Consider the following 23,521-nt stretch of genomic DNA (forward strand, 5'->3'; position numbering starts at 1 on the left):
GGGTCGCGCTCTCCGCGCCCAGGCGGCCCCTGGCGGCACGGGCGAGTTCGGCCGAGTACGGCCAGTACGAGGCCGAATCGCCCGCACCGCCAGGAACCACCTGGATCACGAAGCCCATCGACCAGACTCACCGGACAGTGCCTAGACTCAACGCGCAATCCGGCAGAGGGGGCGCAGGGTGTCGAGCACGGAGCCACGGAAACCGGTGGTGCTGAAGTTCTTCTGGGTGGCGGTGCTGCTCGGTCTCGCCGGCGCGTGGTTCACCCTCTGGCCGCTGGTGGAGAGCGCCGGGTACTGGCAGATCGATCTCGAGGTCTACCGCAACGGGTTCAACGCCTGGCGCGAGGACCGCGACATCTACGGCGTGATGCCGGAAACGCAGATCGGCAACCCGCTCCCGTTCATCTACCCGCCCTTCGCGCTGCTCGCGTTGCTGCCGTTCGCCGCGCTGCCCTGGTACACCGCGAACACGTTGCTGGTGCTGGCCAACTTCGCGGCCATCGCGGCGACGGTCTACGTGGTGGGCAGGCACGTGTGGCCCGCGGGCGGCCCGCGTGGGGCGATCATGATCGCCGCGCTGGTCACCCCGCTGAGCACCTACCTCGAGCCGGTCGGTGACACCTTCTCCTTCGGCCAGGTCAACCTGCTGCTGATGGGCCTGGTCGCGGTCGACTGCCTGGCGCCGAAGACCTGGTGGCCGCGCGGGATCGGGGTCGGCCTCGCCGCCGCGGTCAAGCTCACGCCCGCCGCGTTCGTGCTGTACTTCCTGCTGCGCAAGGACTACCGGGCGGCGCTCGTGGCCGCGCTGACCGGGGTGGCCGCCACCGCGGTGGGTTTCGTGGTCGACTTCGCCGGTTCGGTGAAGTTCTGGACCGGTGGCTCCGACGGGCTCGCCGAGGTCAGCGGCTCACCGTTCCGCACCAACCAGGCGATCGAGGCCGCGCTCGCGCGGTTCGGCCTGTCCCCCGCCGACGTCACGGTGTGGTGGATCGTGCTCGGGCTGCTGCTGCTCGGGGTGACCGTCGTGGCCATGCGGCGCTCCGACCCGGCCCCGGCGCTGATGGCCAACGCCGCGCTGGCGCTGCTCGTGTCGCCGACTTCCTGGTCGCACCACTGGGTCTGGGTGGTGCCCGCGCTGGTGGTGATGCTCGCCTACGTGGTGCGCCGGGTGGCCGAAAGCTCGCTCACCGCGATCGGCTGGTTCACCGCCGCCCTGATCACCACGGTGGCCTTCATCGTCGCGCCGTTCCACGAACTGCCCGGCTACGGCGACAAGGAACTGCTGTGGACCACCGGGCAGCAGCTCGCCGGGAACATCTACCTCCTGCTGGCGGTGGCGTTCCTGCTCTGCCTGGCGTTGCCCGCGCTCACCGGGCTCAGGAACGCAGGCGCGCTCGATCGCGCTGCCAATCGCTGACCGCGCTCAGCCCGGCGTCGATTTCCGCACGGAGCAAGGAGATCTGCTGAGCGGCGACCTCCGGGCCCAGCAACCGCGCCCCGACTTCGGTGAACTCGGCCAAGGCCTCCCACGGGGAACCCGCCAGTTCGCCGCAGTCCTCCCCTTCCGGCGGTGGCTCCAGGTCCTCGTCGAGCCCGGTGATGCCCGCCGCGATCAACGCCGCGACCACCAGGTGCGGTTGCGCGTCGGCCCCGGCGAACCGGAACTCCAGGCGCGGGTTGGCGTCCCCACCGGCCACCCGGATCGACGCCGTCCGATCGTCGGTGCCCCAGCGCAGCACGCGCGGGGAGAACGGTCCCGTGCGCAACCGGACGTAGCTGTTCCAGGTCGGCGCCCAGATCGGCGTGAGCGCCCTCGCCTCCCGCAGCACCCCGGCGAGGAACGAGTTCAGCCCGTTCGGCCGCCCGTCCACAGAGGACAAGGACAGGTGCACGTGCCCGGAGCTGCCCTGCCCGGACTGCTCGGCGGCCAGGTAACCGGCCGTGACCCCGTGCTCGGCGGCGGCCTGGCGGACCAGGAACTGGTGCAGGAGCGCGTCATCGCACGCCGCCAGCGCGTCCCGGTGACGCAGCACGATCTCGTACTGACCCGGGTGGCATTCGGCCCGCGCGGACTCGACCCCGAGCCCGGCCAGCAGTTCGGCGGCCGAAGTGAGCACCGGCCGCAGGCGTTCGGTGCCGCCGAGCGCGTAGTCGACCGGGTGCTCGGTCAGCGGCTCACCATCCGGACCGCGGAAGGTGACCTCGTGCTCGATGCCGACCGACGGCACCAGCCCGCGTTCCTCCAGCGCCTCCAGTTGCCGGGTGAGTACGGTCCGCGGCGCGATCTCCACCGGCGAACCGTCGGGCCATTCGACATCGCAGACCACCGCGAGCGCACCGGGAACCGGCGTCAGCGTCGCCAGGTCCGGCCGCATCTTCAGGTCGCCGAAGCGGTCGGCGTACCGGCGCAACGACTCGTCCAAAGTGGACGGTACAGCACGGTGGACGTCCCAGACGAAGACGTACGAGCAGACGCCGTAGCCGTTGGCCAGTACCTCCTCGGCGACGAACCGGCCGTCCAGCTCGACCGCGGCGAACCGGGCGTGCGGATCCGGCACCAGCAGCAGCACCCGGGGCACCTCGCCGAGGCCGTCCGGCACCGCCGCGGCGGCCCGCCGGTCGGCCAGGCTGCGCGGCCCGACCGGCCGGGGCGCGCCGATCACCAGGCGCCGGCCGGATCGGGACCGTGCAGCGGGTTCGGCGCCCGGCCCCACCGCACGTCGAACTCGTCGTCCCGCTCCACCTTGTCGAACCCGCCACCGGCGAGGTGTTCACGGTTGAGCGTGACGCGCTCGACGTCCGGCGCGAACAGCGAGCAAGCGTCGAAACGCGCTGCCAGGTCCGGATTCGCCTCGCGGAACCGGTTGACCACTTCGCGCACCAGCTCCCAGAACCGGGCGCGCGGCAACGCGAGCTCGTCCAGCAGCACCTCGGCCCAGAACCGGAACTGGCCGGAGAACACCGAGCTGAACAGCGACTGGGCGAGCAGGTGCGCGGGCCAGCGCAGCATCTCCTCGGCCGCCTCCGGCGCGAGCTGGGCGTACACGTCGACGTCCTCGTCGAGCAGGTCCACGCCCTGCGCGAAGTCCTTGATCGCCACGCGCAGCGGAACGCCGTCCTGGTCCACGATCAGGACCAGGTTCTGGCCGTGCGGGCAGAATCCCACACCGTAGCGCAGCAACCACTGCAACAACGGGGTCAACAGCAGGTCGAACACCTTGGCGCACCACTGTTCCGCCGGCAGACCGGAGCGCCGGATCAAGGCGGCGAGCACCGACTCGCCGTCCGGCCCGCGGTACGGCAGCGCGGCGAAGGACAGCGCGTGCTCCCCCTCGCCGACGCGCTCGTGCAGCGGCTCCCGCCACAGCGCCCCGAGCGTTTCGTGGAACCGGTACGGCAGTTCGTCCAGCGCGCCGAACAGCGGGTGCCGGACCGAAACACTGGCGACCTCACCCAGCAATTCGAACCGGTACTGCTCGGTGAGCATCGGATCGGCGGCGCTGACCTGCTTCAACCACGCGGTGATCGCCGGGCCGGCCAGCGTGGCCGCCGAGTTCAGGCCGCGGTAGACCAGCGTGTTGCGCACCGAGACGGCCGTCTTCACGTCGCGGCGGCCGGGCCTGCCCACGTTCGCCAGCGTCCGGACCGTCTGGTGTGGACGGTAGTGGTCGTGACCCGGTCCGAGGTCGATCAGCACCCCGGTGCTCAGTTCGGCGGCGTAGAGCGTGCCGATGATCTCGTCGGCCTGCCACGGATGCACCGGCACCCAGAGGTAGTCCGCCGGATCGCCGTGGGCCGCCACCTTCTCGGTGAACTCGGCCCGCAGGTCGTGGTCGAGCTCCTCGGCCAGCAGGCGTTCCTCGCTGAGTTCGCCGACGCAGCGGAACTCGGCGTGGTCGCGGTGCACGGCGAACCAGCGCAGCATCACGTCGGCACCGGACTCCGGGGAGTACCGTTCCCGATCGGCCGCCGAGAAACCGACGCGGCCCTTGTTCAGCACCAGCCGCGGGTGGCCGGTCAGGTGCCCGTCGGCCAGGTTGTAGTCCATTGTGGACAACGTGGTCGCGGTCGGCGCGTTCGCCAGGCGGGCCGCCTCGTTGGCCACCGTGGAGGTCAGCTCCGCCAGCACGTCCGCCAGGCGGAGGCCGCTCAGGCCGAGCGCCGCCCTGGCGTCCACGACCAGTATCCGGGGATCGTCCGCGGGCGCGCTCTGTTCCGCGACGCGGACCGCACTGCCCATCTGCACGGTCCACGCGTCGAACGCCCCTCGCCGCGCGCGGAACTCGTAGCGCGCCTCCGGCAGGGTCAGCACCCAGCCGCGGTGGTCGGCGTCGGACTCGGCCGGGTCGGCGGGTTCTGGCCGCAGCAGGCCCTCGTAGGACAGCTCCCCCAGCATCTTGTGCACGATGAGCGCACCGGCCGCCCGCCACGCCGCGGCGGTGTCCGCCGGGTCGTCGGTGGCCAGGGAAACCTGCGCTGTCTCGGTCACGAGCCCTCCAGTCCGAACGTGGTGAACGCGGTGCGTTCCGGCAACGGGTAGACCGTACGCCCGCTGAGCGTGTTGAGGATGCGCGCCGAGCGCCAGGCCGCCAGGCCGAGGTCCGGCGCGCCGACGCCGTGGGTGTGGCGTTCGGCGTTCTGCACGAACAACGAGCCGGTGACCTCGGGCGGCAGCGCCAGCCGGTGGTCCCGGCCGATCACCGGGCGGCCGCTGCCGTCGCGGGCGCAGTCGCCGGTGAACGGGGTCAGCGTCTCGGTGTAGCCGGTCGCGGCGACCACCGCTCCGGTGTGGACGGTCGCGGCCGAGCCCTGCTCGGGGTGCCGCACTCGCAGTTCGATGCCGCCGTCTGACTGCCCGGCACCGACCACCTCGACGCCGGGCGTGAGCGTCACCTCCGGCCAGGCACCACCAATGCCCAGCTCGTACAGTTCGTCGTGGATGGCGGCGATCGTCTCGGCGTCGATGCCCTTGTACAGCTGCCACTGCGACGGGACGAGCCGATCGCGGACCGGCTCGGGCAGGCCGTGGAAGTAAGCCGTGTAGTCCGGGGTGAACTGCTCGAGCCCCAGCTTCGAGTACTCCATCGGCGCGAACGAACGGGTCCGGCTGAGCCAGCGCAGCCCGTGCGGCCGGGCACGCAGCAGGTCCAGGAACACCTCGGCACCGGACTGCCCGGACCCGAGCACGGTGACCGAGGGCGCGGCGAGCAGTTCCTCCCGCGCGTCCAGGTAGTCCGCCGAGTGGACGGCGAGCACGCCGGGATCGTCGACCAGGGGCCGCAACGCTTCCGGCACCCGCGGGGACGTGCCCACGCCGAGCACGACGTTGCGGGCCAGCACCGGCTCCCCCTCCTCGAACGACAGCGAGAAGGCCCGCTCCCCGGTGTTCCAGCGCACGTCCGTCACCGTACGCCCGAACCGGCAGGACGGCAGCCGTTCGCTGGCCCAGCGGCAGTAGTCGTCGTACTCCGCCCGCGGGATGTGGAAGCGCTCGGAGAAGTAGAACGGGAAGAGCCTGCCCTTGGCGCGCAGGTAGTTCAGAAAGGACAGTTCGCTGGTCGGATCGGCGAGCGAGACCAGGTCGGCGAGGAACGGCACCTGCAGCGTGGTGCCTTCGATGAGCAGCCCGGGGTGCCAGCGGAATTCGGGCCTGCGGTCGAAGAAGACCGCCTCGAGCTCCGGCACCCGGGCGGCCAGCGCGGCCAGCGACAGGTTGAACGGGCCGATCCCGACGCCCGCCAGGTCCACCGGCCGGTTCACGAAAGGACCCGCTCCTCTCCGGCGGCGGCCATCCCGGCGGCCGTCCGCCCCACCAGGTCCAGCAACGGCCGGTAGTCCGCCGCGGTGGCCGCGGGGTTGAGCAGGGTCAGCTTGAGCCACACCTGGTCGGCGCCGCCGGGGCCGGTGGGCATGGTGGCGCGGCCGAGCACCGCGGTGCCCGCCTCCAGCAGGGTCCGCCGGACCCGCACGACCACCTCGTCGGAGACCCGCGGCCGGAAGAGCACAGTGGACAGTGACGGCGCGGCCCACAAGCGCAGGCCGGGATCGGCGGCCACGTCCTCGGCCACCTCGGTCGCGGTGTCGCAGCAGTGCGCGACCAGCCGCCCGAGTTCCCGGTGGCCCAGCGCGTGGAAGGTGACCGCCATGCGGAAGGCGTCGGGTCGCCGCGAGGTCCGGATCGAGCGGCCGAGCAGGTCCGGCAACCCGGCTTCGGTGTCGTCGTCGGCGTTGAGGTACTCGGCCCGCACGTTCAGCGCTTCGAGCCGGGTGGCGTCCCGGCAGGCGAGCAGCCCGGCCGCGACCGGCTGCCAGCCGAACTTGTGCATGTCCAGCGCGACCGAATCCGCTTCGGAGAGCCCGGCCAGCAGTTCGGCGTGCGCCGGGCTGAACAGGGCCATCCCGCCGTACGCGGCGTCGACGTGCAACTGCGCGCCCGCGGCCCGGCACACCCCCGCGATCTCGGCCAGCGGATCGATCTCGCCGGTGTTCGTGGTGCCCGCCGTCGCCACCACCACGGCGGGTTCGGTCAGCGCGGCCAGCGCCTCGGCGAGCGCGTCGGGCCGGAGCCGGTCGCCGTCGCAGGCGACCACCACGGGCGCGGGCAGGCCGAGCACCCACGCCGCGCGCGCCACGCTGTGGTGCGCGTTCGCCCCGCAGACCGGTACGACCCGGCGGCCCGGCGCGTGCTCCCGCGCGAGCAGCAGCCCGAGCAGATTCGATTCGGTACCGCCGCTGGTCACCACGGCGTCGGGGGCGCCTTCTTCGGGGAAGCAGACCCGCGCCAGCGCCCCGGTGAACTCCCGTTCCAGCTCACTGGCCACCGGCGCCTGATCCCATGAATCCATCGACGGGTTGAGTGCCGAGGCCACCACGTCCGCGGCCACCGAGACGGCCAGCGGCGGGCAGTGCAGGTGCGCGGCACACCAGGGATCCGCCGGGTCCACCGAACCCGCGGCGAGCAACGCGGTCAGGTCGGTGAGCGCCCGTTCGGCCCCCACCCCTTCGGCGGGCACCGAACCGGCCGGGAGCACGGCCGCCAGTTCCGCGGCCACCGCGGCCGGACCACCGCTCGGGGCGGGCCCGTTCCGTTCGGCCGCACCCCGCGCGAAACCCCGTAGCGCGAAGGGAATCAGTTCGGCCAGCCGCTCGTGCCCTGCCGTCCCCCCGGCCAGTGCCGGTTCCCCGCGCGAGTTCGCCACACGTCCTCCTCGGTAAGGTATGCCTACCCTGAAGAAGGGTACGGACCTCCGTCCACCGAACCATCATGTGGGTGGCCGGGCGCGCGGCGGTTCCGCCATCCGGTCTACCTCCCGCGTGGCGGGGTAAGTTCGCCCGCGGAGGTGAGCACCGTGAGCACCGCGCGGTTCCGGGTACCGGGGGCGATCGCCGCCGGTGGCGCGCTCGGCAGCCTTGCCCGATTCGGCCTTTCCGCGGCTTTTCCGCACCCGCCGGGCGGTTTCGCGGTGTCCACAATGCTCGTCAACGTGACCGGCTGCCTGCTCATCGGCGCGCTGTACGCGACCACCGATCGAGTGCTGCCGCGCGCGTTCCTCGGCACCGGCGTGCTCGGCGGCTACACCACCTACTCCACCGCCGTGCTCGACGCGCTGCGAGCAGTCCAAACGGGGAACCCGTGGCCCGCCGTCGCCTACACCTTCGTGACACTCGCCGCCTGCCTCGCGGCGGTGGTCGCCGGTATCCGCCTGGCCACCCGGAAGGGCGAAAGATGACGGCGCTTTTGGTCGCGCTCGGCGGCGCGGCCGGCGCGGTGCTGCGTTACCTCGTCGGCCGGGCTCTCAACGCGCGCTTCCCCTGGGGCACCTTCGCGGTGAACGTGACAGGTTCGGCGCTGCTCGGGTTCCTGGCCGGTACCACCGGCGCCACGCAGGCCCTGCTCGGCACCGGCCTGTGCGGCGCACTGACCACGTACTCCACTTTCGGGTACGAAACGGTCGGCCTGTTCACCAAGGGGCACCGGGCGCGGGCGGTGGCGTACGTGGCCGCGACCTTCACCGCCGGCTTCGGCGCGGCCACGCTCACCCTGCTCGCGGTCAGTTAGGCCGCAGCGCCCGCACCTGCTCGAACGGGTCGCCGCCGGTGGGCAGCAGGGCGATCACCGGGGTGGTCAACCCGTTGTCCACATAGGACTGGACACGCTCGCGGCAGGCCTCGGGGCTGCCGTGCACGATCAGGTCGTCGACCACCTCGTCCGGGATGGCCTCGTTCGCCGCCTTGCGATCGCCCGCCGCCCACGCCCGGTGCATCGGGGCGAGGATCTCCTCGCGGCCCAGCCAGTCGTGGAACTTCGCGTACACCGGCACGGTCAGGTAGCTGCTGATCAGCAGCCGCCCGAGCCCGCGCGCGGCGTCGGCGTCCTCGGTGGGGCAGACGAAGATCCGCGCGGCGAGTTCCGGCTCCTGGCCGAGCACCTCGCGCACCTTCGGCACGTCGCCCGGCGCGAGCCAGTTCGTGATGGCCCCGTCCGCCTCCTTGGCGGCCAGCTTGAGCATGCCGGGGCGCAGGGCCGCCAGCATGATCGGCGGCGCCGGATCCGGGATGCGCTCCAGCCGGAACTTGCTGACCGAGAAGGTCGGGTACTTCTCGGTGACCTTCTCCCCCGCCAGCGCGGCACGCAGGAAGCGCAGCGTGTCCCGCGTCTTCGCGAACGGTTCGGCGAACTCGGTGGCGTTCCAGCCTTCGACGATCACCGGCGACGAGGTGCCGATGCCGAGCACGAACCGCCCCGGCGCGCATTCGGCCAGTGTCGCCGCGCTCATCGCGAGCAGGCCGGGACCCCGGGTGTACACCGGCACGATCGCGGTGCCCAGGCGCAGCGAAGGCGCCCACTGCGAAGCCAGCAGCAACGGCGAGAACGCGTCGGTGCCCGCGGTTTCGGCGGACCAGGCGTCGGTGTAGCCGAGGTCGGGCAGCTCCTGCACCAGTTCCCGGTGCGCTGCCAGCGGGACCCCGGTGAACGGGATCGTGATGCCCCAGCGGTTCACGCGGTTTTTCCTTCCGTAGTCCGGTGTGCTTCCAGTTCCCGGTGCAGCCAGTCGACCTGCAGCCGAAGCAGGTTCTCGGCGACGGTCTCGGTCTGCGGGGTCATGTGCGTCGCGCCGGCCAGCGGCAGGAACGTGTGCGCCCGCCCGGCCGCCAGCAGCGCCGAGGACAGCCTCAGCGTGTGCGCCACGAACACGTTGTCGTCGGCAAGGCCGTGCACCAGCAGCAGCGCGCGCCGCAGGTCCCCGGCGCCGGCGATCAGCGAGTTCCGCTCGTAGCAGTCGGCGTCGGCCTGCGGTGTGCCCAGGTAGCGCTCGGTGTAGTGCGTGTCGTACAGGGACCAGTCGGTGACCGGCGCGCCCGCGACCGCCGCGTGGAACACGTCCGGGCGCCGGAGCACCGCCAGCGCGGAGAGGTAACCGCCGTAGGACCAGCCGCGGATGCCGACCCGGCCGAGGTCCAGCGCGGGGTGCTCGGCCGCGGCCGCGAGCAGCGCGTCCACCTGATCGGCCAGTGTGACTTCGGCCAGCTCGCGGGAGATCTCCTTCTCCCACGCGGGACCGCGTCCCGGCGTGCCGCGCCCGTCGGCGACCAGCACGGCGAACCCCTGGTCCGCCAGCCACTGCGGGTTCAGGAAGGCGTTGCGGCTCTGCAGCACCCGCTGCGCGTGCGGGCCGCCGTACGGGTCGAGCAGCACCGGCAGCTTGCCCTGCTCCGGCCGGTAACCGGTGGGCAGCAGCAGCGCCGCGCGCAGCCCGCGCTCGCCCAGCGTCAGCCAGGTCAGGTTCGGCTCCAGCCCGGGGTCCACTGTGGACGAGACCACCTTGGCCACCGGTTTCGCGTCCGCCAGCACGGTCACCTCGGGGCCGCTGTGCTCCAGGCTCCACGAGGACAACACGGTGACCGCCGCCGAACCGGCGCCGATGTGCACGCCGTCCGAAAGGGACAGTCGCTGCACGCCGTCGCCGCCGGTGCGGTAGACGTGGATCTGCGTCGGGTCCTCGGCCGAAGCGCTGAACAGCACCTCGTCACCGGCGTGCAGCACCGAGCGCACCTGCAAGCCCGCTTCGGTGACCGGCCGGTTGTCCACGAACAGGCGGTAGGTGTCCTCGGAGACGCCGACGCGCACCAGCTTCCCGTCGGCCGTCCACGCCGGCGCCCCCGGGATCAGCTCCACCCAGTGCTCGTCGGTCTCGGCGTACAGCAGGAAGGTGGAGCCGTCGCGCACGTCCACCGAGCGGATCTCCAGCCGCCGCTGGTCACGCGGCTGCACCGCGATCAGCGGCGGGCCGCCCGCCGACCAGTGCACCGAGGCCAGGTACTCCCAGTCACCGCGTTCGACGTCCACCCGGCTGCCGTCCAGCCCGATGATCGACAGCGAGACGTCCACATTGGCCGAACCGGCGGCCGGGTAGGCGACCGTGTGCACACCGGCCTCCGGGTGCGCGGGGTCGGCGATGTTCCAGCGCGGCACCGGAGCACTGTCGCTGCGTTCCACCAGCAGCCGGTCCCCCTCGGGTGACCACCAGTACCCGCGGGCGCGGCCCATCTCCTCGGCCGCGATGAACTCGGCGAGCCCCCAGGCGAGGTGTTCGCCCGGCTCGTCGACCAGCAGGCGGTCCTCCCCGGTGGCGAGTTCGATCACCCGCAGCCGCCGGTCCCGCACGTAGGCCACGTGGGTGCCCGCCGGGTTCGGCCGCGGGTCGATCACCGCGGTGTCCACCAGCGTGGTGATCTCCCCGGAGCTCAGGTCGACGGTGTACAGCTTGCCGGAGAGGCTGAACGTGGCCAGCCGGAACGCGGCGTCGACCGCGTACCCGACCACGCCGCCGGAGGTCTCGCGGCTGCGCTCGCGGCGGGCCCGCTCCTCGGGTGGCAGGTCCTCCTCGCCGGGCAGCAGCTGAGCGGCGTCGACCACCTTGGTCTCGGTGCCGGTGCCCAGGTCGAGGTTCCACAGGCTGTTCCGCCGGTCGACCCCGGATTCGGCCCGCAGGAACAGCACCCGGCCGCCGTCCGGCGAGATCCGGAACTCCTTGGGCGCGCCCAGGGTGAACCGCTGGGTGCGGGCCTGCTTCCGGAGAAAGGAGACGTCGTCACTCACGGGCAGCACTCTGTCAGACGCGCCCACCGGTTGGCTACGGCAGCGCTTTCGCCGCGTCCAGCGCGGCCAGCTGGGCCGCCACGTCGTAGCCGGGCTCGGGGTAGACCGGCGCCATCTCGCGCAGGGTTTCCAGCAGCAGCCCGGCGACCGCCCAGTTCCGGTACCACTTGCGGTCGGCGGGCACCACGTACCAGGGCGCGGCGGCGGTCGAGGTCTCCCGCAGCACGCCGTGGTAGGCCTGCTGGTAGTCGTGCCAGCGCCCGCGGGCCTCGAGGTCGTCCGGCGTGTACTTCCAGCGCTTGGCGGGGTCGTTCAGGCGGCCGCGCAGCCGTTCGAGCTGCTCCTCCGGGGAGATGTGCAGGAAGACCTTGACGATCGTCGTACCGGCGTCGGCCAGCTCGCGCTCGAAGGCGTTGATCTCCTCGTACCGCTTCGCCAGTTCCGCCCCGCCGAGCTGCCCGAGCACCCGCGGCACCAGCACGTCCTCGTAGTGCGAGCGGTCGAAGACGCCGATCTGCCCGGTGGTGGGCAGCACCTTGCGCACGCGCCACAGGAAGTGCTGCCGCCGCTCGGCCGCGGTCGGCTTCTTGAACGCCTGGTACCGGACGCCCTGGGGGTTCACCATGCCGAGCACGTGGCGGACCGTGCCGCCCTTGCCGGAGGTGTCCATGCCCTGGAGCACCAGCAACAGGCTGCGACCGTCCTCGGCGAAGAGCCGCTCCTGCAGTTCGTCGAGCTCGGCCCCGAGTTCGGGCAGCTCGTCCCGTGCCTTGGCCTTCTTGTCCGGTCCCACCGGGCGGTCGCGCGGGTCCGGCAACTCGACGCCGGAGCCCACGACCACCCGCAACGCGTCACGCACCGTCATCCGGCGACAGTAGATCACCGGCCGGCCGACCGCAGCACGCGTCCTGAACAACGATTCGTGCCCGAGAGCGGCGAATTGCGCAACGAACGCCGGGTTAAAGCAATGATTTCCGGATGAAGGTTTCCCAGGAAGGACTTAACCTGAGCGCATGACGACCTCCGCCGCCGAATACGTGGCCCTCGACGAGCACTGGGGCACGCACAACTACCACCCCCTGCCCGTGGTCATCGCCGAAGGTGAAGGCGCCTGGGTCACCGATGTCGAGGGCAAGCGCTACCTCGACTTCCTCGCCGGTTACTCCGCGCTCAACTTCGGGCACCGGCACCCGGCGCTGGTCGCCGCGGCCACCGAGCAGCTGAACCGGGTCACGCTGACCTCGCGGGCCTTCCACCACGACCAGCTGGGCCTGTTCTGCCGCGAGCTGGCCGAGCTGACCGGCACCGAGATGGTGCTGCCGATGAACTCCGGCGCCGAGGCGGTCGAGTCCGCGGTCAAGCTCGCGCGCAAGTGGGCCTACCAGGTCAAGGGCGTGCCGGACGGGCAGGCGGAGATCGTGGTGGCCGGGTCGAACTTCCACGGCCGCACCACCACCATCGTCTCCTTCTCCACCGACGAGACCGCGCGGGCCGACTTCGGCCCGTTCACCCCCGGCTTCGTCACCGTGCCCTACGGCGACGCCGACGCGCTGCGTGCCGCCATCGGCCCGCGGACCGCGGCGGTCCTGCTCGAGCCGATCCAGGGTGAGGCGGGTGTGATCGTGCCGCCCGAGGGTTACCTCGCCGAGGTGCGGCGGCTGTGCGACGAGTCGGGTTCGCTGATGATCGCCGACGAGATCCAGTCCGGCCTGGCACGGACCGGCAAGCTGCTCGCTCTGGAGCACGAGAACGTCCACGCCGACGTGTACACCCTCGGCAAGGCCCTCGGCGGCGGCATCCTGCCGGTGTCCGCGGTGGTCGGCTCGCGTGCCGTGCTCGGCGTGCTGCGCCCGGGTGAGCACGGCTCCACCTTCGGCGGCAACCCGCTCGCCTGCGCGGTCGGCCGCGCGGTGGTCCGGCTGCTCGCCACCGGCGAGTTCCAGCAGCGCTCCACCGAACTGGGCGCGCACCTGCACGAGCGGCTGGCGAAGCTGGTCGGCAACGGGCTGTCCGCGGTGCGCGGGCGCGGCCTGTGGGCCGGCGTGGACATCGCGCCCGGCGGTCCGACCGGCCGCGAGGCCTCGCAGGCGCTCGCCGGGCTCGGCGTGCTGTGCAAGGAAACCCACGACCACACGCTGCGACTGGCACCGCCGCTGGTGATCGAACAGGACGAACTGGACCGCGGGGTCGAAGCGCTGGCCGAGGTCATCGGCGCGCGCTGACTCTGGTTAGCTCCCCGCAGTCACAGCTGGAGGGAGCAGGCCATGGTCAGCGGACGGCGCGATGCGGCGGAACTGCGGGAGGTCCAGGACCCGGAGGCGGTCCGCGCCCAGGGCAAGGCGCTGCGTGAGGCGGCCCCACCCTCAGCGCACGACCACGAGGCGACCGGCCCGCGGCGGCCCGGCGTGCTGGAGTTCATCGAAACCAGCAACGCCGGGCGGCTGCCGTCGCTGGTGCCGCTGCGCATGGGCCGGATGGTCTCGTCGCCGTTCTCCTTCTTCCGCGGCGCGGCCGGGCTGATGGCCGCCGACCTCGCGGACGCGCCGAAGAGCGGCTTGATCGCGCAGATCTGCGGTGACGCGCACGCGGCGAACTTCGGCCTGTACGGCACGCCGGACGGCGAGATCGTGATGGACATCAACGACTTCGACGAGACCGTGCCCGGCCCGTGGGAGTGGGACGTCAAGCGGCTGGCCACCAGCCTGGTGCTGGCCGGTCGCGAAGGCGGGGTCTCGGCGTCGAAGTGCCTCGAAGCCGCCGAGGACGTGGTGAAGTCCTACCGGCGGACCGTGCGGAGCCTGGCCGAGCTGCCGTTCATGCGGTCGTGGAACGCGCTGCCCAACGCGGCCGCGCTGAGCCGGATCAAGGCCGACGAGCTGATCGACGACTTCGCCGACGCCGCGGCCAAGGCACGCAAGAACACCAGCGCCAAGGTGGTGGCGAAGTGGACGCGGGAGAACCGGTTCATCGAGGAGCCGCCGGTGCTGACCCGGGTCGACGACGCGACCGCCGAGGCGGTCACCGACGGCTTGGTGTCCTATGTGGACACCCTGCGGGAGTCGCGGCGGAACCTGATCACCCGCTTCGGCGTCTCGGATGTGGCCTTCCGCGTGGTCGGCACCGGCAGCGTCGGGCTGCGCAGCTACGTCGCACTGCTGCGCGGCAACACCGACGAATCGCTGGTTTTGCAGGTCAAGGAGGCCCGTGCCTCGTCACTGGAGCCGTACCTGGACTGCCCGCCCGCCGAGCACGAGGGGCAGCGGATCGTGCACGGCGCCCGGCTGGTGCAGGCCGAGACCGACATCCTGCTGGGCTGGACCACGATCGAGGGCCGCGCCTACATCGTGCGTCAGTTCCGCAACATGAAGGGCGACATCGATCCGACCGCGCTCAAGGGCAACCACCTCGACGACTACGGGCGGCTGGCGGGCGCGCTGCTGGCCCGCGCGCACGTGCGCTCCATCGATCCGCGGCTGCTCGCCGGGTACTTCGACGAGGACGAGGACATGGATGAGGCCGTGGGCCGGTACGCCGTGCGCTACGCCGACCAGACCGAGGCCGACCACGCCGAACTGATGGCCGCGGTCGAGTCCGGCCGCGTCGCAGCCGAGATCGAAACCGCCGACTGAGCCCACTGCTAAGGTGCCCTAGGCCACGAGGTCGCGCCGGTCGTTGGACTGGAGCGCGGCCGTCCGCCCCACGGGCGGGCGTGGTTCAGTCCAACGACCGGCTCAAGAGCGACCTCGGCGCCGTGCCGGAGGCGCGGCCGAAAACACAGGACGTGCATGGAGAACGAAGGATCCAGCGGGGACGCGACGCCGAAGTACCACCAGATCGCGAACAGCATCCGGGCCAAGATCGTCTCCGGCGAGCTGGAGCCCGGCGCGAGCGCGCCCTCGGAGCGGCAGCTCGTGCGCGAGTGGGGCGTCGCGCGCCCGACCGCGGCCGACGCGTTGCGCCTGCTGCGGCACCAGGGCTACGTCGAGAGCAGACACGGCTCGGGCACCTACGTCCGCGCCGACCTGCCCGGCGGCCACGGCAACCGGTTCGCGATGTCGCGCACGCTCGACGTCAGCTTCCCGGCCGAAGCCGGGCTGGTGGTGCTGGTCGCGGAGGAAGCCGTCGTGCCACCGCACGTGGCGGACGTCTTCGGCAGCCACGCCGGCAGCCGCGGGTTGCGCCGCCAGGTCCTGGTCACCGAGTCCGGCGGCACGCCGTCGGAACTGCGTACCTCGTGGTTCGGCACGGAGACCGCCGCGCGGGCGCCGGACCTGCTGGACAAGGACATGCACCCGGCCGCGGTGGACGAGTACGTCAGCACGAGCACCGGCAGACAGCCCGCGTTCGGGCGCGACCAAGTCCGCGCCCGGCTCGCCACGCCTGCCGAGCGCAAACGGCTGCAACTGCCGGGCACCTCGGCCGTCCTGGAGCAACACCTGGCGGTCTTCGACGCCGACGGCGACGCCTTCCGCTTCGACGAGTCGGTCTTCCCCGCCGAGGTGTGGAAGCTGCTCCATCCATACCCGCTCTCCTAGTGGACTATGCCACTCTACCCCGCAAGTGGCCCACTCCACAACCGACCCCACCCCTCCCCCGCCAATGCTATGAGTGGGGCATTACTAGCGTTCAATGCAAGTAATGCCCCACTCATAGCATTCAGGAAGCCGAACCCCACATTCCCGCAGCCGAACCCCACGTTCAGGCGCCCGAACCCCACACTCGCCGCACCCCAGCTCAGCGCACTCGGTCGACCCGGCCTTCGGTCCACACCGGTTCGTCCACCTCGTTGACTTCGCCGGAGGCCGCGAAAAGGACGAACCGGTCGAACGAACGCGCGAACCAGCGGTCGTGCGTCACCGCGACGACCGTGCCGGTGAACTCGGCGAGCGCGTCCTGCAGTGCCTCCGCCGAGATCAGGTCGAGGTTGTCGGTGGGCTCGTCGAGCAGGAGCAGGGTGGCGCCGCTCAGTTCGAGCAGCAGGACCTGGAACCGCGCCTGCTGCCCGCCCGAGAGCGTCTCGAAGCGCTGGTCACCGGCGGCGGCGAGGCCGTAGCGGCTCAGCGCGGCCATCGCCGTGCCGCGGTCCACGCTGCGCCGGGTGTCGTCGCCGCGCCACAGCAGGTCGACCAGCGTCCGCCCGAGCCATTCCGGGTGCTGGTGCGTCTGGGCGAACAGCCCCGGCACCACCCGCGCGCCCAACCGGCAGACCCCGGTGTGGCCCACCGAGTCGTCCCCTCCGAGCAGCCGGAGGAAGTGGCTCTTGCCCGAACCGTTCGACCCGAGCACGCAGACCCGGTCGCCGAAGAACACCTCCAGGTCGAACGGCCGCATCAGGCCGGTCAACTCCAGCTCCGTGCAGGTGATCGCGCGCAGCCCGGTCCGCCCGCCGCTCAGCCGCGGCTTGACCTTCTGCTCCTTCGGCGGCAGCGGCGGCGCACCGGCCTCCTCGAACTTCCGGAGCCGGGTCTGCGCGGCCCGGTAGCGCGAGGCCATCTCGTCGCTCATCGTCGCCGCGCGCTGGAGCGAACGCACCAGCTCGATCAGCTGCTCGTGCTTGTCGTCCCAGCGCCGCCGCAGCTCGGCCATCCGCTCCCCGCGCGCCCGCCGGGCTTCGTGCCAGCGGCCGAACCCGCCGCCGTGCACCCAGGTCGTGCCGCCCTCCAGGGTGACGATGTGCGTGGCCGCCGCGGCCAGCAGCTCCCGGTCGTGGCTGACCAGCAACACCGCCTTGCCGGTTTCGGCGAGACGCCCCTCCAGCCAGCGCTTGCCCGGCACGTCGAGGTAGTTGTCCGGCTCGTCGAGCAACAGCACCTGCTCCGGGCCACGCAGCAGAGCCTCCAGCACCAGGCGTTTCTGCTCACCGCCGGACAGCGTGCGCACCTCGCGGAACCGCGCGCGGTCGAACGGCACCCCGAGCGCGGCGACGGTCACCGTGTCCCACAGGACCTCGATCGCGTAGCCGCCCGCTTCGCCCCACGCCGAGAGCGCTTCGGCGTACCGCATCTGGGTGGCCTCGTCGTCGGTGTCCATCAGCAGCAGTTCGACCGCGTCCAGTTCGGCGGCGGCCTCGCGCAACGGCACCGGCGCCACCGCGAGCAGCAGGTCGCGGACCGTGCGCTCGTCGCGGACCGAGCCGATGAACTGCGGCATCACCGCGAGCCCGCCCTGCACCTGCACCGCGCCGGAGAGCGGGGTCAGCTCGCCGCCGAGCAGGCGCAGCAGCGTGGTCTTGCCCGCGCCGTTGTCCCCCACCAGCGCGGTCACCTGCTCCGAGCCGACCCGGAACGACACGTCTTCGAACAGCTGCCTGCCGTCGTCGAGCCGGTAGGACAGCGCGCTCGCTTCGAGATGGGCCACCCGCGCATGGTGACCGACCGTGCGCGAGGAGGCGACCGAATTACCCGTAGGCTCGGCGGTATCGACCGGACAGCCACCCTCAGGACCACGGCCACGCTGGGCACCGCGCTGGCCGGGTTCGCCGTGTTCCTGGTACTGGGCCTGCTCTTCGCCGGTGACCGCGGTTTCGCCTCCCCGGACGCGGAGATCGCCACGGCGGTGGAGAAAACCCTGGGCGGCAACGAGTTCCTGTTGCGCGTGCTCGTACTGCCCACCGAGCCGTATGTGCTCCTACCCGTACTGGCGCTGCTCGCGGTCGGCTGTGGCGTCCGCCGCCACTGGACCGGGCTGGCGCTCACCGTGCTGGCACCGGCGATCGCGGTGCTGTTGTCGAGCTGGGTGCTCAAACCGTGGTTCGGCCGCTTCTACGACGACCACCTCGCCTATCCCAGCGGGCACACGGTCAGCCTGGTGACCACGCTGACCGTCGTGGTGCTGCTGGTCCGGGCAGCCAGGACGGCGTTGCTGGTGGCCGGGATCGGCGTGCTGCTGACCGTCGGCGCCGGGATCGGCATGATCGGCCTGCACTACCACTACGCCACGGACGTGGCCGGTGGCGCCGGGCTCTCGGTCGCGGTGGTGCCGCTGATCGCGGCGGTGCTCACGACCGGGGCGCGGGCTTGGCGGCGTCCCTCGCCAGCGCCGTCAGCCGGCTCACCGCCCGCAGGTACTTCTTCCGGTACCCGCCCTGGAGCATCTCCTCGGTGAACAGCGCCGAAAGCGGTTCACCGGAGGCCAGCACCGGGATGGCGCTGTCGTAGAGCCGGTCGGCGAAAGCCACCAGCCGCAGCGCCACGCTCTGGTCCGGCGCCGCGGAAACCCCGCGCAGGTGCACCATCGGCACGCCACGGATCAACCGTCCGTACCGCGACGGGTGCAGCTTCGCCAGGTAGTCGCACAGCTGCCCGAAGTCGTCCACAGTGGACTCGGGCACCCGGGCGGCGGAGGCCTCCAGCTCGTCGTCCGACGCGGGCGGCGGTGCTTCGGGCAGCCCGCGGTGGCGGTAGTCGGGACCGTCCACCCGCACCACGCCGAACCGCGCGGACAGCGACTGGATCTCGCGCAGGAAGTCCTCCGCGGCGAACCGTCCCTCCCCCAGCTTGTCCGGCAGCGTGTTCGAGGTGGCCGCGACGAAGACCCCGGCGTCGGTCAGCTCGCGCAGCAGCCGGGTCACCAGCATGGTGTCGCCGGGATCGTCCAGTTCGAACTCGTCGATGGTGAGCAACCGGTGCGCGGACAACCGGCGCACCGCCTCGGCGAAGCCCAGCGCCCCGACCAGGTGGGTCAGCTCGACGAAGGTGGCATACGCCTTGGGCGAGGGCGACTCGTGCCAGATGGAGGCGAGCAGGTGGGTCTTGCCGACGCCGAACCCGCCGTCGAGGTACAGCCCCGGCTTGCCGTGGTCCTCGCCACCACCGCCGAACAGCGCCTTCCACTTCGACTTCGGCTTGCGCGCGGCGTCCACCCTGGCCGCGAACGCCGAACAGTCGCGCACGGCGGCGGCCTGACTGGGTTCCTCGGGGTTCGGCACGTAAGTGTCGAAGCGGACACCGTCGAACCGCGGTGGCGGGACCAGCGAGCCGATCAGCTCCTCCGCGCCCAACTGGGGGTCGCGATCGATCAGGCGTGGGGGCATGCGGGCGAGCGTAACCCGTGCTGGGATGGGGGCGTGCGACAGCTCTGGCCCCAGAACGGCTCCGGCGGCGGCGAACTGACCGGCGCCGACCTCGAACGGCTCTACGCCTACCCGGCCGAGCTGTCGAAGCCCTGGGTGCAGGTGAACTTCGTCGCTTCGGCGGACGGCGCGGTCACCCTGGCGGACCGGTCCGAGGGCCTGTCCCACCCGGCGGACAAGCGCATCTTCCTGCTCGGCCGGGACCTCTGCGACGTGGTGCTGGCCGGGGCGGGCACGGTCATCGCGGAGGACTACCGCGGTGTGCGGCCGAGCAAGCGGCGCACCGAAGCCCGGCAGCGCCTGGGGCTGTCCGACATCCCGCCGATCGCCGTGGTCACCGCGCGCTGCTCGATCGAACCGGACTCGGCACTGTTCACCGACGCGGCGATCCCGCCGATCATCCTGACCACCGAAGACGCACCGCCCGCCCGGCGCCAAGCGCTCGCCGACGCGGGTGCCGAGGTGATCGTCGCCGGGTCGCGGACCGTGGACCTGACCGCCGCGCTCGCCGAACTGGACCGGCGCGGGCTGCGCCGGATCAACTGCGAGGGCGGGCCGCACCTGTTCGGCGGGCTGGTCTCGGAGAACCTGGTCGACCAGCTGTGCCTGACCGTCGCGCCGCTGCTGGCCGGCGCCGGAGCCGGGCGCATCGCCGAAGGCAGGCGCACGGACGTGCCGCGGGACCTGGAACTGGCGTCGATCCTGCACGAGGACGGGTTCACCATGTTCCGGTACCGGCGGCGGTGACCGTGCCCGGCGAGCCGAGACCGGACCAGGCGCTGCTCGCCAGCGCCGTGGCGGGCGACCCGCACGCGTTCGACCAGCTCGTCCGGCGGCACACCCCGCGGATGTACCGGGTGGCGCTGCGGATCACCGGCAACAACGCCGAGGCCGAGGACGTGGTGCAGGACGCCTGGATCTCCGCCTGGCGCGGGCTGTCCGGCTTCCGCGCCGAGTCGGCGGTGTCCACCTGGCTCTACCGCGTAGTGACCAATGCCGCGCTCGCCTACGTCCGCCGTCGCAAGCCGACGGTTTCGCTCGACGCCGACGAGGGCGTCGACGCCGGCTTGCAGCTGGCGGACCGCCACGCGAACCCGGAAGGCCAGGTCGTGCGGGCCGAAGAGGTAGACGCCACGCTGCGCGCGATCGCCGATCTCGACGTCTCGCAGCGGGTGCCGCTGGTCCTGCGGGAGCTGGAAGGGCTGAGCTACGAGGAGGTGGCCGAAGTGCTCGAGGTCAGCGTTCCGGCCTTGCGCTCGCGGTTGCACCGCGCGAGGGTGGCCCTGCTCGTGAAACTCAAGGAGCTGCGATGAGCACGGCACCGGCCGAGGACCCCACCCAGGATCCCGACTGGCACCTGGTGCACGCGGCGGCCCGTACCACGGTGCCGACGCCACCGGGGCTGGTCGACCGGGTGCTGCGCTCGGTGCGGGGGCTGCGCGGCGGCTCCGGCGAGCTCGAATACCACCAGGACGGCGGCAGGCTCCGGGTGTCCGAGCAGGTCGTAGTGCTGCTGGCCCGGCGGCTGGCCGCCGAACTCGGGCACCGGATCGGCGGCCTGCACGTCGCCGCGGTCGCGTTCCAGGCCGGGGAGCTGGAGGTGCTCACCACCGTCCGGTACGGCGTGCACGCCGACGAAGCCGCCGAAGCGCTGCGGAGCCGGCTCGCCCGCGCGCTGACCGCCGAACTCGGCGAACCGGCGCCGACGGTGAACGTGCACGTGGTGGACGTTCACCTGGACTGATCCCGCCGAACCCGCCGGACTCACCCATTCGAGGGATACCGCGGAATGGCGCGGACGCTCGGCCCATCGTACGAATAGCGAACGACGATTGGGAAAGGGACGGCATTCACATGGCGCAGACGAGCGCGACGAACCCGAACACCGGCACCACCCCGGCACTGAGCACCGGTTCCACACCGGTGCTCAACGAGGACGGTGCGCAGGGCAAGACCACGATCGCCTCGGCGGTCGTGCAGAAGGTGGCCGGCATCGCCGCCCGCGAAGTTTCCGGCGTGTACGCGCTCGGCGGGGGTGTCTCCCGGGCGTTCGGCGCGATCAAGGAACGCATCCCCGGCTCGGGCACGGTGACCACCGCCGGGGTCTCGGTGGAGGTCGGCGAAAAGCAGACCGCGGTCGACCTCGACGTGGTGGTGGAGTACGGCGCACGCATCGTCGACGTGGCACGCGCGGTGCGGCGCAACGTGATCAGCACCGTCGAGCAGATCACCGGGCTCGAGGTGATCGAGGTGAACATCGCGGTCAACGACATCCACCTCCCCGAAGACGACGAGGCCGAAGAAAGCAACGCACGGGTCGAGTGATGACCGTCGCTGGAGCCACGACCGGCCGGCCGGACACGCTGGCCGACGAGATCGCCGGCGCGGTGCTCGCGCACCCGTCGGTGGTCCGGCTGGCCGGGGGTGCCGTCGGCGGGCACATCACCTACCTGCCCGGCCGCCGGGTGGTCGGGGTGCGCACCGCGGGGCCCGGGATCGAGATCGCCGTGGTGGTCCGGCTCGGCGAGCCGCTGACCGGCGTGGGCGCCGAACTGCGCGAGCGGGTGCGCCGGATCGCCGGGGACGTGCCCGTCGACATCGAGATCACCGACGTCACCCTCACCCAAGGAGCGAAGGAAGAATGAACGCTACGCAGACCGGAATCATCGCGGGGCTGGTGCTCGGGCTCGCGGCGAGCCAGAGCTTCACCGCCTTTCTCGTCACGCTCGCGGTCGGCGTGATCGGCCTGGTCGTCGGGCGCGTGCTCGACGGCGAACTGGACCTCGGCGACATGTTCGGCAAGGGCAGGGACCGGTGACGGCGGTCGACCTGCGCTCCCCGGCCACGCCGGTCGAGCCGGAGGAACGCGGCAAGCTGAGCATCGATCACTCGGTGGTGCGCAAGGTCGCCCAGCGCGCGGCCGACCTGGTGCCCGGCACGGCGAAGGTGGAGCGCAAGGTGGCCGGGCTCGGCCTGGGCACCCACGGCACCGGCGCCAAGGTCTCCGGCCGGGACAACGACGTGGACCTGGTGCTCGACCTCGCCCTGCATTACCCGGCCCCGGTCCGCACCGTGGTCGGCGAGGTGCGGGAGCAGGTGACCAGGGAGGTGGAGCACATCACCTCCTACCACGTGCGCTCGCTCGCGGTGACGGTTTCCGCGCTGCTGCCGGAACCCCGGCCGCGGGTGCGATAGGAGGGTTCGCCGTGCGTGTGTTCGTCCGATTGCTTTCGACCCTGCTCGGCCTGGCCGTCGCGGTGGCGGGCGCGCTGCTCGCCGCCGAAGTCGGCTGGCACTGGTGGCGCCCGGCCGAAGCGCCGTTGATCGTGCCGTGGCGGGCATGGCAGGCCGAGCTGTCCACCCTGAACTGGACGAGCGGCCCGGTCCGGCTGATCGCCGCGCTGGTCGCCGTGGGCGGGCTGATCCTGGTGCTGCTGGCCGCTTCCGCCCGGCGTCGCGCGGTCCGGCTGACCGATCCGGCCGAAGAGGTCAGCGTGACCACCACACCGCGCTCGCTGGCACGGCTGGTCGGCAGGCACGTCCGCGCCGAGGACAACGTCACCGGCGCATCGGTCACGGCGAGCGCGACGAAGGTCCGGGTGCGGGCGACTTCGCGACTGGCCACCGAACGCGAGCTGCGCCCGCACCTGCTGTGGGTGGTGCGCCAACTGGTCGCCGACGTGCCACTGGCCCGCAAGCCGCGGGTGTCCGTTGTCGTCGACTCACCGAAGGACCGCCGATGAAAACCGTCGCCAGCAAGGCTTTGGCCCGGTCCTACGGCGCCGAGCGGACGCTGACCTCGCTCGTCGGGGTGCTCGCGCTGGCCGCCGGGGTGCTGGCGCTGGTGGTCGGCCAGGGCTGGCTGGGCACGTTCCGCGCGCTGCGGCCGGTGCTGGACCCGATGGCCGTGAACTGGCTGGGCCGTGAACCGGTCATCGCGAAGACCGCCGCCATCGTGGCCGGCGTACTGCTGCTGATCTTCGGGCTGTGGTGGTTCTTCCGCTCACTGCGCCCGGAAGGCAGGCCGGACTTGGAACTGGACCGCGCCCCCGGCCAGGAACTGACCGTCACCGCCGCCGCCATCTCCTCCGCCGTCCGCGCCGACGCCGAAGCCGTCGAGGGCGTGAGCCGCGCCCGCGTCCGCGCCGTCGGCGACCCGTCTTCCCCCGCCCTGCGCATGGACATCTCGCTGCGCGAAGGCGCCGACCTGAAAACCGTGTGGCAGGTGATCGACACCCAGGTCCTCACGCGAGCCCGGGAATCCCTGGGCGTCGACACCCTCCCCACCGCCGTCCGCATAGACCTGGACGCCGACCCCCAATCCCGAGTCCACTAACCGCGCCCTCACG

25 protein-coding genes are annotated in these 23,521 nt (G+C 72.0%); 16 read left to right on the top strand and 9 right to left on the bottom strand.

The annotated features are described in order from the left end of the window. Positions 1-178: 178 nt before the first annotated feature. Positions 179-1,417 (top strand): glycosyltransferase family protein, encoded by a 1,239-nt coding sequence (locus L3Q67_RS40320; RefSeq protein ID WP_499186669.1) that lies wholly within the window; start codon positions 179-181, stop codon positions 1,415-1,417. Here the strand turns inward: L3Q67_RS40320 and L3Q67_RS40325 are convergent. The 4 genes from L3Q67_RS40325 to L3Q67_RS40340 all read right to left on the bottom strand — a co-directional run bounded on the left by L3Q67_RS40325 (position 1,377) and on the right by L3Q67_RS40340 (position 7,199). Further along, complete coding sequence (locus L3Q67_RS40325) at positions 1,377-2,663, bottom strand: type I glutamate--ammonia ligase (protein WP_499186670.1); 1,287 nt, start codon at positions 2,661-2,663, stop codon at positions 1,377-1,379. The genes L3Q67_RS40320 and L3Q67_RS40325 overlap by 41 nt on opposite strands. Next, positions 2,660-4,396: an IucA/IucC family protein gene (locus L3Q67_RS40330; RefSeq protein ID WP_499191756.1), complete on the bottom strand. Its 1,737-nt coding sequence runs from the start codon at positions 4,394-4,396 to the stop codon at positions 2,660-2,662. Before L3Q67_RS40330 ends, L3Q67_RS40325 begins: the two co-directional genes overlap by 4 nt. Before the next feature lie 89 nt (positions 4,397-4,485). Beyond that, entirely contained in the window at positions 4,486-5,760 is a 1,275-nt protein-coding gene (locus L3Q67_RS40335; protein WP_499186671.1) for a lysine N(6)-hydroxylase/L-ornithine N(5)-oxygenase family protein, read from the bottom strand. Beyond that, a complete protein-coding gene (locus L3Q67_RS40340) occupies positions 5,757-7,199 on the bottom strand; it encodes a pyridoxal phosphate-dependent decarboxylase family protein (RefSeq protein WP_499186672.1) in 1,443 nt (480 codons plus the stop codon). Before L3Q67_RS40340 ends, L3Q67_RS40335 begins: the two co-directional genes overlap by 4 nt. Before the next feature lie 150 nt (positions 7,200-7,349). On the opposite strand from L3Q67_RS40340, the gene L3Q67_RS40345 reads away from it, so the two are divergent. Together L3Q67_RS40345 and L3Q67_RS40350 are read left to right on the top strand one after the other, a co-directional pair. After that, positions 7,350-7,730 carry a fluoride efflux transporter FluC gene (locus L3Q67_RS40345; RefSeq protein WP_499186673.1) on the top strand — a complete coding sequence of 127 codons (381 nt, stop codon included), beginning with the start codon at positions 7,350-7,352 and terminating at the stop codon, positions 7,728-7,730. Beyond that, on the top strand, positions 7,727-8,059 hold the full coding sequence (locus tag L3Q67_RS40350) for a fluoride efflux transporter FluC (RefSeq protein WP_499186674.1): 333 nt from the start codon (positions 7,727-7,729) through the stop codon (positions 8,057-8,059). The genes L3Q67_RS40345 and L3Q67_RS40350 overlap by 4 nt, the downstream gene beginning before the upstream one ends. Here the strand turns inward: L3Q67_RS40350 and L3Q67_RS40355 are convergent. From L3Q67_RS40355 to L3Q67_RS40365, 3 genes are read right to left on the bottom strand one after another with little or no spacing between them, the layout of a single operon-like run. After that, the gene (locus tag L3Q67_RS40355; RefSeq protein ID WP_499186675.1) at positions 8,052-9,002 is read right to left on the bottom strand and encodes an LLM class F420-dependent oxidoreductase; all 951 of its coding nucleotides are present in this window, start codon (positions 9,000-9,002) and stop codon (positions 8,052-8,054) included. The two genes, L3Q67_RS40350 and L3Q67_RS40355, sit on opposite strands and share 8 nt — an antisense overlap. Further along, positions 8,999-11,101, bottom strand: a complete 2,103-nt coding sequence (locus L3Q67_RS40360; RefSeq protein ID WP_499186676.1) for a S9 family peptidase — start codon at positions 11,099-11,101, stop codon at positions 8,999-9,001. Before L3Q67_RS40360 ends, L3Q67_RS40355 begins: the two co-directional genes overlap by 4 nt. Positions 11,102-11,135: 34 nt before the next feature. After that, positions 11,136-11,966 (bottom strand): polyphosphate kinase 2 family protein, encoded by an 831-nt coding sequence (locus L3Q67_RS40365; RefSeq protein WP_499186677.1) that lies wholly within the window; start codon positions 11,964-11,966, stop codon positions 11,136-11,138. A 148-nt stretch (positions 11,967-12,114) separates the two neighbouring features. Between L3Q67_RS40365 and rocD the strand changes: the two genes are divergently transcribed. The 3 genes from rocD to L3Q67_RS40380 all read left to right on the top strand — a co-directional run bounded on the left by rocD (position 12,115) and on the right by L3Q67_RS40380 (position 15,636). Then, entirely contained in the window at positions 12,115-13,323 is a 1,209-nt protein-coding gene (rocD, locus tag L3Q67_RS40370) for an aspartate aminotransferase family protein (protein WP_499186678.1), read from the top strand. Between the two features lie 42 nt (positions 13,324-13,365). After that, the gene (locus L3Q67_RS40375; protein WP_499186679.1) at positions 13,366-14,730 is read left to right on the top strand and encodes a DUF2252 domain-containing protein; all 1,365 of its coding nucleotides are present in this window, start codon (positions 13,366-13,368) and stop codon (positions 14,728-14,730) included. A gap of 156 nt (positions 14,731-14,886) precedes the next feature. Then, positions 14,887-15,636 (top strand): GntR family transcriptional regulator, encoded by a 750-nt coding sequence (locus L3Q67_RS40380; RefSeq protein ID WP_499186680.1) that lies wholly within the window; start codon positions 14,887-14,889, stop codon positions 15,634-15,636. Between the two features lie 199 nt (positions 15,637-15,835). Here the strand turns inward: L3Q67_RS40380 and L3Q67_RS40385 are convergent, their stop codons facing one another. Further along, positions 15,836-17,458, bottom strand: coding sequence for an ABC-F family ATP-binding cassette domain-containing protein (locus L3Q67_RS40385; protein ID WP_499186681.1), 1,623 nt, complete (start codon positions 17,456-17,458; stop codon positions 15,836-15,838). A gap of 6 nt (positions 17,459-17,464) precedes the next feature. Between L3Q67_RS40385 and L3Q67_RS40390 the strand changes: the two genes are divergently transcribed. Further along, positions 17,465-18,205 carry a phosphatase PAP2 family protein gene (locus L3Q67_RS40390; protein WP_499186682.1) on the top strand — a complete coding sequence of 247 codons (741 nt, stop codon included), beginning with the start codon at positions 17,465-17,467 and terminating at the stop codon, positions 18,203-18,205. Here the strand turns inward: L3Q67_RS40390 and zapE are convergent. Further along, positions 18,099-19,133 carry a cell division protein ZapE family protein gene (gene zapE / locus L3Q67_RS40395; RefSeq protein WP_499186683.1) on the bottom strand — a complete coding sequence of 345 codons (1,035 nt, stop codon included), beginning with the start codon at positions 19,131-19,133 and terminating at the stop codon, positions 18,099-18,101. The two genes, L3Q67_RS40390 and zapE, sit on opposite strands and share 107 nt — an antisense overlap. 33 nt (positions 19,134-19,166) lie before the next feature. Between zapE and L3Q67_RS40400 the strand changes: the two genes are divergently transcribed. The 9 genes from L3Q67_RS40400 to amaP all read left to right on the top strand — a co-directional run bounded on the left by L3Q67_RS40400 (position 19,167) and on the right by amaP (position 23,508). Then, positions 19,167-19,919, top strand: coding sequence for a pyrimidine reductase family protein (locus tag L3Q67_RS40400; RefSeq protein WP_499186684.1), 753 nt, complete (start codon positions 19,167-19,169; stop codon positions 19,917-19,919). Further along, complete coding sequence (locus L3Q67_RS40405) at positions 19,916-20,485, top strand: RNA polymerase sigma factor (protein WP_499186685.1); 570 nt, start codon at positions 19,916-19,918, stop codon at positions 20,483-20,485. The genes L3Q67_RS40400 and L3Q67_RS40405 overlap by 4 nt, the downstream gene beginning before the upstream one ends. Beyond that, positions 20,482-20,916 carry an Asp23/Gls24 family envelope stress response protein gene (locus tag L3Q67_RS40410; protein WP_499186686.1) on the top strand — a complete coding sequence of 145 codons (435 nt, stop codon included), beginning with the start codon at positions 20,482-20,484 and terminating at the stop codon, positions 20,914-20,916. The genes L3Q67_RS40405 and L3Q67_RS40410 overlap by 4 nt, the downstream gene beginning before the upstream one ends. A gap of 110 nt (positions 20,917-21,026) precedes the next feature. Continuing rightward, entirely contained in the window at positions 21,027-21,497 is a 471-nt protein-coding gene (locus tag L3Q67_RS40415; RefSeq protein WP_499186687.1) for an Asp23/Gls24 family envelope stress response protein, read from the top strand. Then, complete coding sequence (locus L3Q67_RS40420; RefSeq protein ID WP_499186688.1) at positions 21,497-21,817, top strand: hypothetical protein; 321 nt, start codon at positions 21,497-21,499, stop codon at positions 21,815-21,817. The genes L3Q67_RS40415 and L3Q67_RS40420 overlap by 1 nt, the downstream gene beginning before the upstream one ends. Continuing rightward, the gene (locus L3Q67_RS40425; RefSeq protein WP_209665782.1) at positions 21,814-21,990 is read left to right on the top strand and encodes a hypothetical protein; all 177 of its coding nucleotides are present in this window, start codon (positions 21,814-21,816) and stop codon (positions 21,988-21,990) included. The genes L3Q67_RS40420 and L3Q67_RS40425 overlap by 4 nt, the downstream gene beginning before the upstream one ends. After that, positions 21,987-22,367, top strand: coding sequence for an Asp23/Gls24 family envelope stress response protein (locus L3Q67_RS40430; RefSeq protein ID WP_499186689.1), 381 nt, complete (start codon positions 21,987-21,989; stop codon positions 22,365-22,367). Before L3Q67_RS40425 ends, L3Q67_RS40430 begins: the two co-directional genes overlap by 4 nt. 11 nt (positions 22,368-22,378) lie before the next feature. Continuing rightward, entirely contained in the window at positions 22,379-22,915 is a 537-nt protein-coding gene (locus tag L3Q67_RS40435; protein WP_499186690.1) for an Asp23/Gls24 family envelope stress response protein, read from the top strand. Then, positions 22,912-23,508 (top strand): Asp23/Gls24 family envelope stress response protein, encoded by a 597-nt coding sequence (gene amaP / locus L3Q67_RS40440; protein WP_499186691.1) that lies wholly within the window; start codon positions 22,912-22,914, stop codon positions 23,506-23,508. Before L3Q67_RS40435 ends, amaP begins: the two co-directional genes overlap by 4 nt. The last annotated feature ends 13 nt before the right edge of the window (positions 23,509-23,521 follow it).

Source organism: Saccharothrix sp. AJ9571, from assembly GCF_021725495.1.
In the GTDB taxonomy this organism is placed as follows: domain Bacteria; phylum Actinomycetota; class Actinomycetes; order Mycobacteriales; family Pseudonocardiaceae; genus Amycolatopsis; species Amycolatopsis magusensis.

Bases quoted from the DNA above. Each gene is read 5' to 3' on its own strand.
- amaP (WP_499186691.1), top strand. From the start codon at position 22,912: ATGAAAACCGTCGCCAGCAAGGCTTTGGCCCGGTCCTACGGCGCCGAG.
- L3Q67_RS40420 (WP_499186688.1), top strand. From the start codon at position 21,497: ATGACCGTCGCTGGAGCCACGACCGGCCGGCCGGACACGCTGGCCGAC.
- L3Q67_RS40330 (WP_499191756.1), bottom strand. From the start codon at position 4,396: ATGCTGGGGGAGCTGTCCTACGAGGGCCTGCTGCGGCCAGAACCCGCC.
- zapE (WP_499186683.1), bottom strand. From the start codon at position 19,133: ATGCCCCCACGCCTGATCGATCGCGACCCCCAGTTGGGCGCGGAGGAG.
- L3Q67_RS40415 (WP_499186687.1), top strand. From the start codon at position 21,027: ATGGCGCAGACGAGCGCGACGAACCCGAACACCGGCACCACCCCGGCA.
- L3Q67_RS40350 (WP_499186674.1), top strand. From the start codon at position 7,727: ATGACGGCGCTTTTGGTCGCGCTCGGCGGCGCGGCCGGCGCGGTGCTG.
- L3Q67_RS40390 (WP_499186682.1), top strand. From the start codon at position 17,465: ATGGTGACCGACCGTGCGCGAGGAGGCGACCGAATTACCCGTAGGCTC.
- rocD (WP_499186678.1), top strand. From the start codon at position 12,115: ATGACGACCTCCGCCGCCGAATACGTGGCCCTCGACGAGCACTGGGGC.
- L3Q67_RS40410 (WP_499186686.1), top strand. From the start codon at position 20,482: ATGAGCACGGCACCGGCCGAGGACCCCACCCAGGATCCCGACTGGCAC.
- L3Q67_RS40375 (WP_499186679.1), top strand. From the start codon at position 13,366: ATGGTCAGCGGACGGCGCGATGCGGCGGAACTGCGGGAGGTCCAGGAC.
- L3Q67_RS40380 (WP_499186680.1), top strand. From the start codon at position 14,887: ATGGAGAACGAAGGATCCAGCGGGGACGCGACGCCGAAGTACCACCAG.
- L3Q67_RS40365 (WP_499186677.1), bottom strand. From the start codon at position 11,966: ATGACGGTGCGTGACGCGTTGCGGGTGGTCGTGGGCTCCGGCGTCGAG.
- L3Q67_RS40425 (WP_209665782.1), top strand. From the start codon at position 21,814: ATGAACGCTACGCAGACCGGAATCATCGCGGGGCTGGTGCTCGGGCTC.